Source organism: Streptomyces sp. NPDC050636 (assembly GCF_040654775.1).
In the GTDB taxonomy this organism is placed as follows: domain Bacteria; phylum Actinomycetota; class Actinomycetes; order Streptomycetales; family Streptomycetaceae; genus Streptomyces.
The window spans coordinates 1-14,016 of sequence record NZ_JBFAIP010000133.1; the positions used below are offsets into that span (position 1 = coordinate 1).

A 14,016-nucleotide genomic window follows, 5' to 3' on the forward strand; every position below is an offset into this window, starting at 1 on the left:
GGGGGGTGGCCGGGGCCGGGTGGGGCGGGCCCCCGCTGGACCGGGCGCCCCGGCCGGTGATCGGCCGGGGCGCCCTGTGCCGTTGCGGCGGGTCGCGGCGGCTTAAGGGGTCAGGCCCCACACCGCCCGGGTCGGGCCGATGTCCAGGGCGGCGCAGCGCCAGCGGGAGTCGCCGCCGCGCTCCAGCCGGAACGCGAGGGCCCGCAGGCGTTCACCGAGCGCGATGCGGGCGAATGCCTCGATGACGCCGGTGCGCGGCCGGCACAGTCCGCAGTCGCGCACGGTCGGGGTGGCCAGCCGGCGGTCCGGGCCGATGACGGGCCGCAGCGGGGCCTGCGGGGCGAGTTCCACCAGCCGGTCGTAGGCCCGGGGCAGGGCGTGTCCCAGAAGGGCGTGTACGGGTCGCTGTCCGCTGAGGGTGAGCACCAGCTGATGGGCGAACCAGTGGTGCGGCTGGTGCTCATGCGCGCGGCGCTGGGCGCCCACGGTCGGCAGTGGGGCACCGGCCGCGTTGATGGGGTGAGTGGGGGCCGGGCGGCTCGGCGCGGCGGTGAGGCCGGCGGGGCGGCGGCGTGGACCGGTGCGGGTCGGGCCGCGGCCGGCTGCTCCGGGGCCGCTGCCGGCGGGGCCGAGCGGGCGGCGGGTGGCGGGGGAGCGCCGGGGCTGGGGAACGGTCGGGGGCGTTTCCGGGGTGGTGGGGCGGGGGTCGCGGTCCTCGGCGATGCGGTCGGGCGGTGTGGGTGCGGTGGATGGGGTGGATGGGGTGGGTTGCGTGGTGCGCCTGGGGATGGTGGGTGTGGTGTTCGTCGTCGGGTCATTGGTGCCGTTCATGGCGCTGATCGCCCCCCTTGTGGCCGGCCCGTTGATTACCGGCCGGTAGCTTTGGTGGGAGATCTTCTATCGGCGCAGTTGGTGCGGCAGCAAGGCGCGGGCAGGTGGGCGCGCGATGCCCGCGGAGTTCACCCGTCCGTGTCACGGGCCCGGGATCAGGCCGCGAAACGCGGTCGGGCGGGGGGTCCGGCGCGGGCGGCACGGGTGTCGTGGGGGCGCCACGATGGGGGACTCGCGCCCGTATGCTGGCTGGGCATTCTTCAGAGTTGAGCGAATTGAGTGAAAGCGGCTGCCATGCGCGTCTATGTCCCCCTGACCCTTCCCGGTCTCGCAGAGGCGCACAAGGGCGGCGAGTTGGGCCCCGGCCCCCTGGACGCGTATGCCGTCACCCCCGCGCTGCGGGAGTGGTATGTCTCGGACGACATCGAGGAGTTGGAGTACGCGGCGCTGAACCGCGCGGCCCAGGCCTCGCTGCGCCGGCTCGCCGGGAACCCGCAGGCCGCACGGCGGCGGGTGGTGGTCGCGGTGGATGTGCCGGACGGTGCGGCGGTCGCGGATCCGGACCGGGGGCTCGACGAGTCGGCGCTGGGTGAGGTGCGCCTCGCAGGTCCGGTGCCGCTGACGAAGGCTGCGGCGGTGCACGTGGACGCCGCCGACGCGGAGGCGGATGTCGCGGCGGCCGCGGCGGCGCTCGGCGCCGCGGACCAGGGCGATGACGATGCGCAGTTCACGGTGGACGGTGCCGAGGACCACGATCTGATGTGGTTCGCGGTGCAGGAGATTCCCCACCTGCTCGGCTGAGAGAGCGGCTCGCCGGGCCGCCTCGGAAGGGCGGCCGTTAGCGGGGTGTGTGGCGGTGGTCGCGCTGCGTTGTCAGTGGGCGCGGGTATTTTTTCTTCATGGGGAATCGCATGGGGAATCGCATCACGAGGGGCTGCATGGAGATGCACGCGACGCACGCGACGCACATCGTCTGGGACTGGAACGGCACCCTGTTCCACGACATCGATGCCGTCATCGGCGCGACCAACTCGGCCTTCGCCGAGATCGGCCTGGAGCCGATCACGCTTGAGCTGTACCGGGAGCTGTACTGCGTGCCCGTGCCGCGGTTCTACGAGCGGCTGATGGGGCGGCTGCCGACGGAGGCCGAATGGCTGGTGATGGACGAGACGTTCCACCGGCACTACACCGAGCACCGGGTGGGCTGCGGGCTGGCCGAGGGCGTGGACCTGCTGCTTGAGCGGTGGCAGGCGGCCGGGCGCAGTCAGTCGATACTCAGCATGTACGGGCACGACGATCTGATACCGCTCGTGCGCGGCTTCGGCATCGAGTCGCGATTTGTGCGGGTGGACGGCAGGATCGGGCCTTCCGGGGGCAGCAAGAGCGAGCACATGGTGCGGCATCTTGAGGCGCTGGAGAGGGTGGATCCGGGGCGTACGGTCGTGATCGGCGATGCGGTGGATGACGCGATCGCCGCACGGGACGCGGGCGCGTATGCGGTGCTCTACACCGGGGGATCGCACAGCCGCGGCAGCCTGGAGGGTGCCGGGGTGCCGGTGGTCGACAGCCTGGCCGAGGCCGTCGAGGTGGCGGGCGGAATCGTCTCGGGGTAGCCGCCGGGAAGCGGTGCGCCGGGCCGTGCGCGCATGCTCGTACCGTCACCGTCACCGTCCCTGGCTCGTCCTCGTTCCTGTCCCCGTCCTCGTCGTATCCCGTCGGGCCATCGCACATCGGAGCGGTCGAAGTGTTGTCCGGATGGTCTAAGTTCCGCGGGTCCTTTTGTACGTACAAGGCCCATGACGCCACCCCGGCCGAGAGCGATAGCCTTGCATCGTGATCAGCGCGATAACCCGCGGAGGCGTCGAGGCCTCCGCCGTGCGCCCGGGACACCACGGTGACCGGGCGATCGCTGGTCTTTGCGGCCGGGATTCGATGTCGACTTTGTCAAGAGTCGTCGAACACGACACGGCCCTCTCTCATTGCGGCATAGCGTCGACAGCGACAGGACACCCCGCGTCACGGCGGCGTTGTGCAGCTTCCACCGAGTTCTTCCACGACGTCACGCAACGGCGCGCGACAGGAGCCAGAGGACATGCAGACCAAGCTGGACGAAGCCAAGAACGAGCTGCTCGCCAGGGCCGCCCGGGTCGTTGAAAGCAGCCCGGCCGGGGGCAAGGCCCCGGTCCGCGGGCTCGACTCGGAGACCCTCACGGGATATCTCCAGCGCTACTACCTGCACACCGCCCCGGAGGACGTCACCGACCGGGACCCGGTCGACGTCTTCGGCGCCGCGCTCTCGCACTACCGCCTCGCGGAGATGCGCCCCCAGGGCACCGCGAACGTACGGGTGCACACCCCGACCGTCGAGGAGAACGGCTGGACCTGCAGCCACTCCGTCGTGGAGGTCGTCACCGACGACATGCCCTTCCTGGTCGACTCGGTCACCAACGAGCTGTCCCGGCAGGGCCGCGGCATCCATCTCGTGATCCACCCGCAGGTCATCGTCCGCCGCGATGTCACCGGCAAGCTGATCGAGGTCTTCGACTCCAACTGCGACGCGCACGGCACCACCGGCAACGGCAAGACCAAGGAACTGCCGCACGACGCGGTCACCGAGTCCTGGATCCATGTCGAGATGGACCGCGAGACCGACCGCGAGGACCTCAAGCAGATCACCGCCGATCTGCTGCGGGTGCTCTCCGACGTCCGCGAGGCCGTCGAGGACTGGGAGAAGATGCGCGGCGCCGCGCTGCACATCGCCGATGACCTGCCCACCGAGCCGACCGCCGACGACCTGCGCGACCAGGAGATCGAGGAGGCCCGGGAGCTGCTGCGGTGGCTGGCCGACGACCACTTCACCTTCCTCGGCTACCGCGAGTACGAGCTGGTCTCCGCGCCCGGTGAGGACGGCAGCGAAGAGGATGTACTGGCCGCGGTGCCCGGCACCGGCCTGGGCATCCTGCGCGCCGACCCGTCGCACCACGCCGAGGACGGCCACCCCGTATCGCCGTCCTTCAACCGGCTCCCCAAGGACGCCCGCAAGAAGGCCCGCGAGCACAAGCTGCTCATCCTCACCAAGGCCAACAGCCGCGCCACCGTCCACCGCCCGTCCTACCTGGACTACGTCGGCGTCAAGAAGTTCGACGCCCAGGGCAATGTCATCGGCGAGCGCCGCTTCCTGGGGCTCTTCTCCTCGGCCGCGTACACCGAGTCGGTGCGCCGCGTCCCGGTCATCCGCCGCAAGGTCGCCGAGGTCCTCGAAGGCGCGGGCTTCAGCCCGAACAGCCACGACGGCCGCGACCTGCTGCAGATCCTGGAGACCTACCCGCGCGACGAGCTGTTCCAGACCCCGGTCGACCAGCTGCGCTCCATCGCCACCAGCGTGCTCTACCTGCAGGAGCGCCGCCGGCTGCGGCTGTACCTCCGCCAGGACGAATACGGCCGCTACTACTCCGCGCTGGTCTACCTCCCGCGCGACCGCTACACCACCGGCGTACGGCTGCGTCTGATCGACATCCTCAAGGAGGAGCTGGCCGGCACCAGCGTCGACTTCACCGCCTGGAACACCGAGTCGATCCTCTCCCGGCTGCACTTCGTCATCCGCGTCCAGCCCGGTGCGTCCCTCCCGGACCTCACCGACCGGGATGTGGACCGTATCGAAGGCCGGCTGGTGGAGGCCGCCCGCTCCTGGGCCGACGGCTTCGCCGAGGCGCTGAACGCCGAGGTCGGCGAGGAGCGCGCCGCCGAGCTGCTGCGCCGCTACAACCACGCCTTCCCCGAGGGCTACAAGGCCGACAACAACCCGCGCAGCGCCGTCGCCGACGTCCAGCACCTGGAGAAGCTCACCGGCAAGCCGGGCCACGACTTCGCGGTCAGCCTCTACGAGCCGGTCGGCGCCGGCCCGGGTGAGCGCCGCTTCAAGATCTACCGCACCGGCGAACCGGTTTCGCTGTCCAAGGTGCTGCCGGGTCTGAACCGTCTGGGTGTCGAGGTCGTCGACGAGCGCCCGCACGAGCTGCGCCGCGCCGACGCCACCATCGCCTGGGTCTACGACTTCGGGCTGCGGATGCCCGAGCACGTCAAGGGCGACGACGCCCGCGAGCGCTTCCAGGACGCGTTCACGGCGGTGTGGACCGGCGCCGCGGAGAGCGACAACTTCAACACGCTGGTGCTGCTGGCGGGCCTCAACTGGCGTCAGGCGATGGTCCTCCGCGCGTACGCCAAGTACCTGCGGCAGGCCGGGTCGACCTTCAGCCAGACGTACATGGAGGACACCCTCGCCAACAACGTCCACACCACCCGGCTGCTGGTCTCGCTCTTCGAGGCGCGGATGTCCCCGGACCGGCAGCGGGCCGGCACCGAGCTGACCGACGGGCTGCTGGAGGAGCTGGACGGCGCGCTCGACCAGGTCGCCTCCCTGGACGAGGACCGCATCCTGCGTTCCTTCCTCACCGTCATCAAGGCGACGCTGCGCACCAACCACTACCAGAAGGACAGCCGGGGCCGTCCGCACGGCTACCTGTCCATGAAGCTGGACCCGCAGGCCATGCCCGATCTGCCGGCGCCCCGCCCGGCGTACGAGATCTGGGTGTACTCCCCGCAGGTCGAGGGCGTCCATCTGCGGTTCGGCAAGGTCGCCCGCGGTGGTCTGCGCTGGTCGGACCGCCGGGAGGACTTCCGTACGGAGATCCTCGGCCTGGTCAAGGCGCAGATGGTCAAGAACACCGTCATCGTGCCGGTCGGCGCCAAGGGCGGCTTCGTCGGCAAGCAGCTGCCGGACCCGTCGCAGGACCGGGACGCGTGGCTGGCCGAGGGCATCGCCTGCTACAAGACCTTTATCTCCGGTCTGCTGGACATCACCGACAACCTCGTCGGCGGCGAGGTCGAGCACCCGCAGAACGTCGTCCGCCACGACGAGGACGACACCTACCTGGTCGTCGCCGCCGACAAGGGCACCGCGACGTTCTCCGACATCGCCAACGAGGTCGCCGAGTCGTACGGCTTCTGGCTGGGTGACGCCTTCGCCTCCGGCGGCAGCGCCGGATACGACCACAAGGGCATGGGCATCACCGCCCGCGGCGCCTGGGAGTCGGTCAAGCGGCACTTCCGCGAGCTGGGCCACGACAGTCAGACCCAGGACTTCACCGCGGTCGGCGTCGGCGACATGTCCGGTGACGTCTTCGGCAACGGCATGCTGCTCAGCGAGCACATCCGGCTGGTCGCCGCCTTCGACCACCGGCATATCTTCATCGACCCGAATCCGGACGCGGCGACCTCGTACGCCGAGCGCCGCCGGCTCTTCGAGCTGCCCCGCTCGTCCTGGGCGGACTACAACACCGAGCTGCTCTCGCAGGGCGGCGGCATCCACCCGCGCTCGGCCAAGTCCATCCCGATCAATGCGCAGGTGCGGGCCGCCCTCGGCATCGAGGCCGGCGTGAAGAAGATGACGCCCGCCGATCTGATGCGGGCCATCCTCAAGGCGCCCGTCGATCTGCTGTGGAACGGCGGCATCGGCACGTATGTGAAGTCGTCGGCGGAGTCCAACGCCGATGTGGGCGACAAGGCCAACGACACGATCCGCGTCAACGGCGAGGACCTGCGGGTCAAGGTCGTCGGCGAGGGCGGCAACCTGGGCCTGACCCAGCTGGGCCGTATCGAGTTCGCCATGGCCGGCGGGCGGATCAACACCGATGCGATCGACAACAGCGCCGGTGTGGACACCTCCGACCACGAGGTGAACATCAAGATCCTGCTCAACTCCGTCGTCGCCGAAGGCGATATGACGACCAAGCAGCGCAACAAGCTGCTGGCCGAGATGACCGACGAGGTCGGCGCGCTGGTGCTGCGCAACAACTACGCGCAGAACACCGCGCTGGCGCTGGCGCTCGCCCAGTCGTCCAGCATGCTGCACGCCCAGCAGCGCTTCATGCGCCGCCTGGGGCGCGACGGCGACCTCGACCGGGCGCTGGAATTCCTGCCCACCGACCGGCAGATCCGCGAGCGGCTGAACGCCGGGCGCGGGCTGACCCAGCCCGAGACCGCGGTGCTGCTGGCCTACACCAAGATCACGGTTGCCGACGCGCTGATCCACACGGGCATGCCGGACGACCTGTACCTCCAGCGGCTGCTGCACGCCTACTTCCCGTCGGCGCTGTACGACCGCTTCGCCGAGCAGGTCGACGGGCACGCGCTGCGCCGCGAGATCGTCACGACGGTGCTGGTCAACGACACCGTCAACACCGGCGGTACGAGCTTCCTGCACCGGATGCGCGAGGAGACCGGCGCATCCCTCGAAGAGGTCGTACGGGCGCACACCGCGGCCCGCGCGATCTTCAAGCTGAACCAGGTCTGGGACGACGTCGAGGCGCTGGACAATGTCGTCGGGGCCGATGTCCAGACCCGGATCCGGCTGCACTCCCGGCGGCTGGTCGAGCGCGGCACCCGCTGGCTGCTCAACAACCGTCCGCAGCCGCTGGAGCTGTCCACGACCATCGACTTCTTCGCGGAGCGGGTCGCCGCGGTCTGGGACGAGCTGCCCAAGCTGCTGCAGGGCAGCGACCTGGAGTGGTACCAGGCGATCCTGCAGGAGCTGACCGGCGCGGGTGTGCCCGAGGCGCTGGCCGTCCAGGTGTCCGGCTTCTCGTCGATCTTCCCGGCGCTGGACATCGTCGCCGTCTCGGACCGCACCGGCAAGGAGCCGCTCGATGTCGCCGAGGTCTACTACGACCTGGGCGACCGGCTGCGGATCAACCAACTCCTGGACCGCATCCTGGAGTTGCCGCGCACCGACCGCTGGCAGTCGATGGCCCGCGCATCGATCCGCGAGGACCTCTTCGCGGCCCATGCGGCGCTGACCGCCGATGTGCTGTCGGTGGGCAACGGCTCCTCGACGCCCGAGCAGCGGTTCAAGGCGTGGGAGGAGGCGAACGCGGCGATCCTCAGCCGTGCCCGCGCCACGCTGGAGGAGATCCAAGGGTCGGAGGGCTTCGACCTGGCGAACCTGTCGGTGGCCATGCGGACGATGCGTACGCTGCTGCGGACGCACAGCTGATGCACGGCTGACGCGCCCTGAACGGCGGACGGCCCCGGAGCGTAAGGCTCCGGGGCCGTCCCCGTTTCGGGGGCAGGTGTCACCTGGACGCCTCGTACGCCTTCACGACCTCGTCGGTCGGCCCGTCCATCACCAGCTCGCCCTTCTCCAGCCACAGCACGCGGTCGCAGGTGTCGCGGATCGACTTGTTGTTGTGGCTGACGAGGAAGACCGTGCCGGCTTCCTGGCGGAGCTCCCGGATGCGCGCCTCGGAGCGCTTCTGGAAGCTGCGGTCGCCGGTGGCCAGCGCCTCGTCGATCATCAGGACGTCGTGGTTCTTGGCGGCGGCGATGGAGAAGCGCAGGCGGGCGGCCATGCCGGAGGAGTAGGTGCGCATCGGCAGGGAGATGCTGTTGCCTTCCACGGCGGCACCCTGCTCGTTGATGCCGGAGAAGTCGACGATGCCGTCATAGCGTTCGCGGACCTCTTCGCGGCTCATGCCCATCGCCAGGCCGCCGAGGACGACGTTCTTCTCGCCGGTCAGGTCGTTCATCATCGCGGCGTTGACGCCGAGCAGCGACGGCTGGCCGTGGGTGTAGACGCGACCGCTCGCGGGCGGCAGCAGGCCGGCGATGGCGCGCAGCAGGGTGGATTTCCCGGAGCCGTTGGAGCCGATCAGGCCGATCGCCTCGCCTTTGTGGGCGACGAAGGTGACGCCCTTGACGGCGTGCACTTCGCGGGTGCCGGCGGAGGTGGTGCGGCGGACGATGCGGCGCAGCGCGGAGACGGCGCTGCCCCGGCCGTTGCCCGCGCCGTGCACCTTGTAGACGATGTGGACGTTGTCGGCGATGACGGTGGGGACGTCGTCGCTGGTGACAGCGGGAATGTCAGCGTCGGTGACGGTAGGGACGTCAGCGCCGGTGACGGTGGGGACGCGCCCCGTTGCGAGGTCAGCCACGGCCGTACTCCTCCTCCGCCTTCCAGAAGTAGAGGTATCCGGCGGCGCCGGTCAGCACGGCCCAGGCCAGGGCCAGCGGCCAGACGTGGGGCGGCAGGTCGTCGGCGCGCACGGTGTCGATCAGGGCGTAACGCATCAGGTCGATGTAGATCAGGGTGGGGTTGCAGTCCAGGGCCACCGCGATCAGGTGCGGCGCGTCCTTGGTGAAGGCGGACAGGTTGTAGAAGACGCCCGAGGCGTACATCCAGGTGCGCAGCACGAAGGGCATCAGCTGTGCGGTGTCGGTGCTCCGCGCGCCGATCCGGGCCATGATCAGGGCGAGTCCGGTGTTGAAGACGGACTGCAGCAGCAGTGCGGGGATCATCAGCAGCCAGTGCCAGGTCAGCGGTACGCCGCAGACGAGCACGATGCCCGCGAGCACGCCCATCGAGAGCAGCAGTTGCTGGAGCTGGATGACGGTGAAGGCGATGGGCAGGCAGGCGCGTGGGAAGTGCAGGGCGCGGACCAGCCCGAGGTTGCCGGAGATGGCGCGGGTGCCGGCCAGCACCGCGGACTGGGTGAAGGTGAAGACGAAGACGCCGGTGCACAGGAACGGGATGAAGTCCGGGATGTCGCCGCGGGTGTTGAGCAGCACACCGAAGATCAAGTAGTAGACGCCCGCGTTGAGGAGCGGGGTCGCGACCTGCCAGATCTGGCCGAGCTTGGCCGAGGCGTACTGCGCGGTCAGCCGGGCGGTGGCGAACGACGCGATGAAGTGCCGGCGGGCCCACAGCTGCCGGGTGTACTCGGGCAGCGAGGGGCGGGCGCCGCTCACCTTCAGGCCGTGGTGTTCGGCGAGCGCGCGCAGCCGCGGGTCGGGGGCCGTTTCCGGTACGGCGGTCCGGGCGGGCGCCGGGGCCGGAGGGGCGAGGGTCTGGGGCATGGGGGCCGCTTTCGTACGTGGCCGGAGGGGCGGTAGCAGCAAAGGGGCGCGAAGGGCGATACGACGGAACGGGTCCGTATCGTCGTGACGTCGTCGACAGTAAAGGGCGCCCACGTCGAAACGCAACCGTAGCGTCGTGACGCTATGCTCAAGGCATGGCAAAAGACGGCAGCGAGACTGACCACACGGCCGAGGCCGATCCCACGGCGGCGCGCCGGGCACCGGCCGGTGCCGCCGTACTGCGGGAGGACAAGACCGCCGCGATCCGCGCCGCGGTCTTCGAGGAACTGGCCGCGGTGGGCTTCGCCCGGATGTCGATCGAGGGCATCGCGCGGCGGGCGGGCGTCGGAAAGACCGCCGTCTACCGGCGGTGGCGCTCCAAGCTGCACCTCGTCCTCGACGTGGTCTCCGCGGTGGCCGCGGAAGGCCTGCCGACGCCGGACACCGGTTCGCTGCAAGGGGATGTGCGGATGCTGCTGGAGGTCGCGGCCCGTGCGCTGCGGCACCCGATGGCCTCGCAGATCATCCCCGATCTGCTGGCCGAGGCGGCGCGCAGCCCCGAGCTGGCCGGGGCGCTCAAGGCGGCCCTGCACGACAGCCGGCAGGGCGTCGCCACGGCGATGGTGGCGCGGGCCGTCGAGCGCGGGGAGATTCCGGCCGGCGCCGACGGCGGGCTGGCACTGGATCTGCTGACCGGGCCGCTGTACTGGCGCCTGGTGGTCGTCCGCGACGAGCTGCCGGGCGACTATCTCGACGAGCTGTCGGCGGCGGTCGTCGGCGCGCTCGGCGGGCGCTGACCCGCGAGGGCGGCGGGCGGCGGGCAGGGGGCGGCGGTGGCCGGCGCATGCCTTCGGCGGCCGGGCAGGAGTATGCGCCGGGAGACCAGAAAGGTGACCGGGATGGCGAGCAGTGCCGCCATCAGAGGCGCCACCGTGCTGTTCATCCCGAGCCAGCTCACCAGCGTCACCAGGCCCAGGCTCTGCACCACGTAGTTCGTGACCTGCGTCAGCGGGAAGAGCAGGAACTTCGGCCACGTCGGCCGGGTGCGGTAGGTGAAGTAGGTGTTCAGGAAGAACGAGCCGACCAGGCTCACCAGGAAGCCGGCGGTGTACGCCGCGAAGTACGGCAGCAGGCGGTGCAGCGGCAGGTAACAGGCGTAGAACGTCAGGGTGTTGATGCCGCCGACGATCGTGAAGCGGGCCAGCTGGCCCCAGCCGACGGCCCGCGGGAGGACGAGCCGTCCGGGGGCACCGCCGCGCATCAGCCGGCCTGTGAGGGGGTGGAGGCGGTGCTCGGAGGGCGTGCCTTTTGTGCCGGTGTCGTCCGCGGCGTGCCGTTGGACTCCTTGACCAGGAAGTGCGGCCGCCGCTTGGACTCGTAGTAGATCCGTCCGATGTACTCGCCGATCAGCCCGAGCATCACCATCTGGAGCCCGCCCAGGCCCACGACGATGGCCACCAGCGTCACATAGCCGGGTGCGGTGATGCCCCCGGCGAGGGCGGCGCCGGTGATCCAGAAGGTGTAGAGCGTGGCGAGCGAGGCCAGGCTCAGCCCGGTGTAGATCGCCAGGCGCAGCGGGCGGCAGTTGAAGGAGAGTATGCCGTCGATGCCGTAGTTGATCAGCGACCCGAAGCGCCACTTGGTCTCGCCGGCCTCCCGGGCGGCGTTGCGGTAGTCGAAGGTGATGGTGTCGAAGCCGATCCAGGAGAACAGGCCCTTGGAGAAGCGGTTGTACTCCGGCAGCGAGGTCAGTGCGTCCACGGCCGTACGGGACAGCAGCCGGAAGTCGCCCACACCGTCGGTGAGTTCCACGTCCACCCAGGTGTTGACGGCCCGGTAGTACATCCGGGTGAGTGCGGAGCGCAGCCGCCGGTCGCCCTCCCTGGTGCGTTTGGCGATGACCTGGTCGTGGCCGAGCTGGTAGAGGTCGAGCATCTTCTCGATGAGCTCGGGCGGATGCTGGAGATCGGCGTCCATGATGATCACCGCGTCCCCGGTGGCCTCCCTGAGGCCGGCCAGTATCGCCGGCTCCTTGCCGAAATTACGGCTGAAGGAGACGTAGCGGGTGGTGTCGCGGTGCTGCTGGGCGAGGCTGCGCATCCGGGGCAGGGTGCCGTCGGTGCTGCCGTCGTCCACGTAGCACAGCTCGTATTCGACGGCGAGTGCGCCGAGGACCGTGCGGATCTTGTCGTCGAAACGGCCTATGACGGCTTCTTCGTTGTAGCAGGGGACGACGATGGAGAGCTTCATTCGCAGGCCTTTTCGCCGGGGACAGGGGACGGTTCGGGCGCCGTCCTCTGAAGGGCCATTCTATAAATATGCTGTTTTGTCGCGATTTCATAGATGCGTTGGGAGGAACGCTTCCGACGTCCGCGGACGGCCGCGAGCCCGGCCACCGCGGCCACCGTCAGCGCCGCCGCGCAGCTCACCGCCAGCCCCGCCGGGAGGCCGGGCGGGGCATACGAACAGGCCAGCCGTGTCGCCCCGGTGCCCAACGGGACGGTCAGCAGGCCGCCGAAGGAGCGGGGGGCGCGGGCCGGGCCGCCGTCCACCGAACAGCTCCAGCCCGCGACGGCCGGGACCGCGAGCAGCGCGCTGCCCGAACTGCCCGCGGGCAGCTCGGCCGTCAGCCCGTGGCCGCTCGTGGTGAGTTCGACCGGCCCCTTGGCGCGCAGCGCGGCCACCGCCGCGGCCAGCTTGCGCGGGGAAAGACAGCCGAGGGGATGTACGGGGAGGTGTTGCCGCTCCTGGCTCGTGAACCGCACCGACACCGTGCCGTCGGCGGGCACCGTGCCCAGCACCCGTACCGGATTGGCCGTCATGTCCCGCTGGCCGACGCCCCAGGTGCTGCCCGCCGGGCCGCTGATCCGGCCGGAGAACCAGGGCGCGTACCAGAGGGCCGTGCTGCCGGGGGTGCACCGGGCCGTGAAGGTGGTTCCCGCGCTGGCGTGGCCGGTGGCCGGGTGCCGCTCGGCGGGCAGCGTCCAGCCGTCGCGGCCGGGCAGCGGGGCGGCTCCGGCGGTCGGCGTCAGGGACGGCACCTCGTAGACACGGGCGCCCAGCACCCGCTCCTGACGGGCGAACACCGTGCCGCCACCGGCCCGCGGCAGCTTGCTGCGCACGGTCAGCAGCGGGGCCGCATCCGAAGGGCGGAGGGCGTACCGGTCGCCGTGGCCCGCCACCGGGACCAGTGAGCTGCTGACACCCATGATCGCGCGGCCCACCGGGTCCTCGACGCTGAGCGTGTGACGGCCTTTCACATACCAGCCCGCCCCCAGGCCGTGCAGGGTGCGGGCGGTGGACGCGGGCAGGTAGCTGCTGTAGTAGGAGCCGCCCTCGCCGCCGAGCAGCAGCGGATCGTTGTTGGCGAACTCGTGCGGGCCCGGGTCGGTGCGCGAGCGGGGCCAGTCGGCGCGGGCGGCCAGCTCTTTCCGGGCGGCCAGTGCCGGCCCGCTGAGGGTGGTCTTCGGCCGGAACCACGCGATGGTGTCCCGCTCGGCCGTCACGGACAGCGCCGCAAGCGCCGAGCCGAGCAGGACGGTGCAGATCAGCGCGGCGGTGACGGCGGTCCGTACGCCGGTACGGGTGCCGGAACGCGTGCGGCAGCGGCGCAGCGCCACCAGCGCCAGGAGTGACACGGCGCCGCCGCCGAGGACCAGGATCCAGGTGGTGGTGCCGACCGAGCTCTGCCCGCGGCAGCACCAGGCGAGGACCGCGACCAGCACCGCCCCGGCGGCCAGTTCGCCGGTCCGCGGCCGGTGCGCCAGCGCCAGCCAGGCGATCATCGTGAAGATCGCGCTGAGGACGAAGGCGGCGCGGTACGGGCTGCCGTTGGGCAGCGCGAAGCCGTGCCACAGCAGGATCGTCGGCCGCCACACGAACGAGGCCGCGACCCCCGCCGCCAGGCCGCACCAGCCGATCCGCGCTTTCAGCGGCACGGCACGCACGAACGGGAAGGCGGCCACCAGCAGTAGCCCGAGCATCCCGATGAAGACGTGGGGGGCCTCGGGGGCATGGGCGCCACCGTGGCCGCCCGGCAGCAGCTGCGCCAACTGGTCGCGCAGCGACGGCGGGCCGTCGTAGGACGCCTCGGGCGCGGGCTGGGCGGCCTGACTGGCCTTGAGGGTGACGGTCATGGCGGGCGCCGCGAGCGCGATGCCCACCAGCGTCATCGAGGCGGCCCGCGCCGCCCGCCGCCTCCGTCGCGTCCCGGAGAACGCCGTCTCCGTGCAACGCCGTCTCCGTACGTCCCCATATGGCGAAGGGCGCCCCGGG

At 70.8% G+C, this 14,016-nt stretch carries 10 protein-coding genes; 4 read left to right on the top strand and 6 right to left on the bottom strand.

Translation table 11 applies throughout. The features are described from left to right. Nucleotides 1–102: 102 nt before the first annotated feature. Nucleotides 103–831, bottom strand: coding sequence for an Rv3235 family protein (locus AB0I10_RS37390; protein ID WP_363157211.1), 729 nt, complete (start codon nt 829–831; stop codon nt 103–105). 294 nt (nt 832–1,125) lie between these two features. Between AB0I10_RS37390 and AB0I10_RS37395 the strand changes: the two genes are divergently transcribed. From AB0I10_RS37395 to AB0I10_RS37405, 3 genes are all read left to right on the top strand, one after another. Then, complete coding sequence (locus AB0I10_RS37395) at nt 1,126–1,632, top strand: hypothetical protein (protein ID WP_363157212.1); 507 nt, start codon at nt 1,126–1,128, stop codon at nt 1,630–1,632. 143 nt (nt 1,633–1,775) lie between these two features. Next, a complete protein-coding gene (locus AB0I10_RS37400) occupies nt 1,776–2,444 on the top strand; it encodes an HAD family hydrolase (RefSeq protein ID WP_363157213.1) in 669 nt (222 codons plus the stop codon). A 479-nt stretch (nt 2,445–2,923) separates the two neighbouring features. After that, nucleotides 2,924–7,882, top strand: coding sequence for an NAD-glutamate dehydrogenase (locus AB0I10_RS37405; RefSeq protein ID WP_363157214.1), 4,959 nt, complete (start codon nt 2,924–2,926; stop codon nt 7,880–7,882). A gap of 79 nt (nt 7,883–7,961) precedes the next feature. Here AB0I10_RS37405 and AB0I10_RS37410 read toward each other — a convergent pair whose 3' ends face one another. After that, nucleotides 7,962–8,747 (bottom strand): ABC transporter ATP-binding protein, encoded by a 786-nt coding sequence (locus AB0I10_RS37410; protein ID WP_363157220.1) that lies wholly within the window; start codon nt 8,745–8,747, stop codon nt 7,962–7,964. Nucleotides 8,748–8,811: 64 nt separating this feature from the next. After that, a complete protein-coding gene (locus AB0I10_RS37415; RefSeq protein WP_363157215.1) occupies nt 8,812–9,741 on the bottom strand; it encodes an ABC transporter permease in 930 nt (309 codons plus the stop codon). Nucleotides 9,742–9,896: 155 nt separating this feature from the next. Here AB0I10_RS37415 and AB0I10_RS37420 point away from each other — a divergent pair, with 155 nt between their 5' ends. Further along, nucleotides 9,897–10,538 (top strand): TetR/AcrR family transcriptional regulator, encoded by a 642-nt coding sequence (locus AB0I10_RS37420; protein WP_363157216.1) that lies wholly within the window; start codon nt 9,897–9,899, stop codon nt 10,536–10,538. On the opposite strand, the gene AB0I10_RS37425 is transcribed toward AB0I10_RS37420, so the two are convergent. The 3 genes from AB0I10_RS37425 to AB0I10_RS37435 are packed head-to-tail and all read right to left on the bottom strand — an operon-like array spanning nt 10,487 to nt 13,877. Next, on the bottom strand, nt 10,487–11,002 hold the full coding sequence (locus tag AB0I10_RS37425; protein ID WP_363157217.1) for a GtrA family protein: 516 nt from the start codon (nt 11,000–11,002) through the stop codon (nt 10,487–10,489). The genes AB0I10_RS37420 and AB0I10_RS37425 overlap by 52 nt on opposite strands. Beyond that, a complete protein-coding gene (locus AB0I10_RS37430; protein WP_363157218.1) occupies nt 11,002–11,991 on the bottom strand; it encodes a glycosyltransferase family 2 protein in 990 nt (329 codons plus the stop codon). Before AB0I10_RS37430 ends, AB0I10_RS37425 begins: the two co-directional genes overlap by 1 nt. Next, nucleotides 11,988–13,877 (bottom strand): YfhO family protein, encoded by a 1,890-nt coding sequence (locus AB0I10_RS37435; protein ID WP_363157219.1) that lies wholly within the window; start codon nt 13,875–13,877, stop codon nt 11,988–11,990. The genes AB0I10_RS37430 and AB0I10_RS37435 overlap by 4 nt, the downstream gene beginning before the upstream one ends. Nucleotides 13,878–14,016: the final 139 nt, after the last annotated feature.

Coding starts and splice junctions, on each gene's coding strand:
- AB0I10_RS37400 (WP_363157213.1), top strand. CDS start 1,776: ATGCACGCGACGCACGCGACGCACATCGTCTGGGACTGGAACGGCACC.
- AB0I10_RS37415 (WP_363157215.1), bottom strand. CDS start 9,741: ATGCCCCAGACCCTCGCCCCTCCGGCCCCGGCGCCCGCCCGGACCGCC.
- AB0I10_RS37435 (WP_363157219.1), bottom strand. CDS start 13,877: ATGACCGTCACCCTCAAGGCCAGTCAGGCCGCCCAGCCCGCGCCCGAG.
- AB0I10_RS37420 (WP_363157216.1), top strand. CDS start 9,897: ATGGCAAAAGACGGCAGCGAGACTGACCACACGGCCGAGGCCGATCCC.
- AB0I10_RS37405 (WP_363157214.1), top strand. CDS start 2,924: ATGCAGACCAAGCTGGACGAAGCCAAGAACGAGCTGCTCGCCAGGGCC.
- AB0I10_RS37395 (WP_363157212.1), top strand. CDS start 1,126: ATGCGCGTCTATGTCCCCCTGACCCTTCCCGGTCTCGCAGAGGCGCAC.
- AB0I10_RS37425 (WP_363157217.1), bottom strand. CDS start 11,002: ATGCGCGGCGGTGCCCCCGGACGGCTCGTCCTCCCGCGGGCCGTCGGC.
- AB0I10_RS37390 (WP_363157211.1), bottom strand. CDS start 831: ATGAACGGCACCAATGACCCGACGACGAACACCACACCCACCATCCCC.
- AB0I10_RS37430 (WP_363157218.1), bottom strand. CDS start 11,991: ATGAAGCTCTCCATCGTCGTCCCCTGCTACAACGAAGAAGCCGTCATA.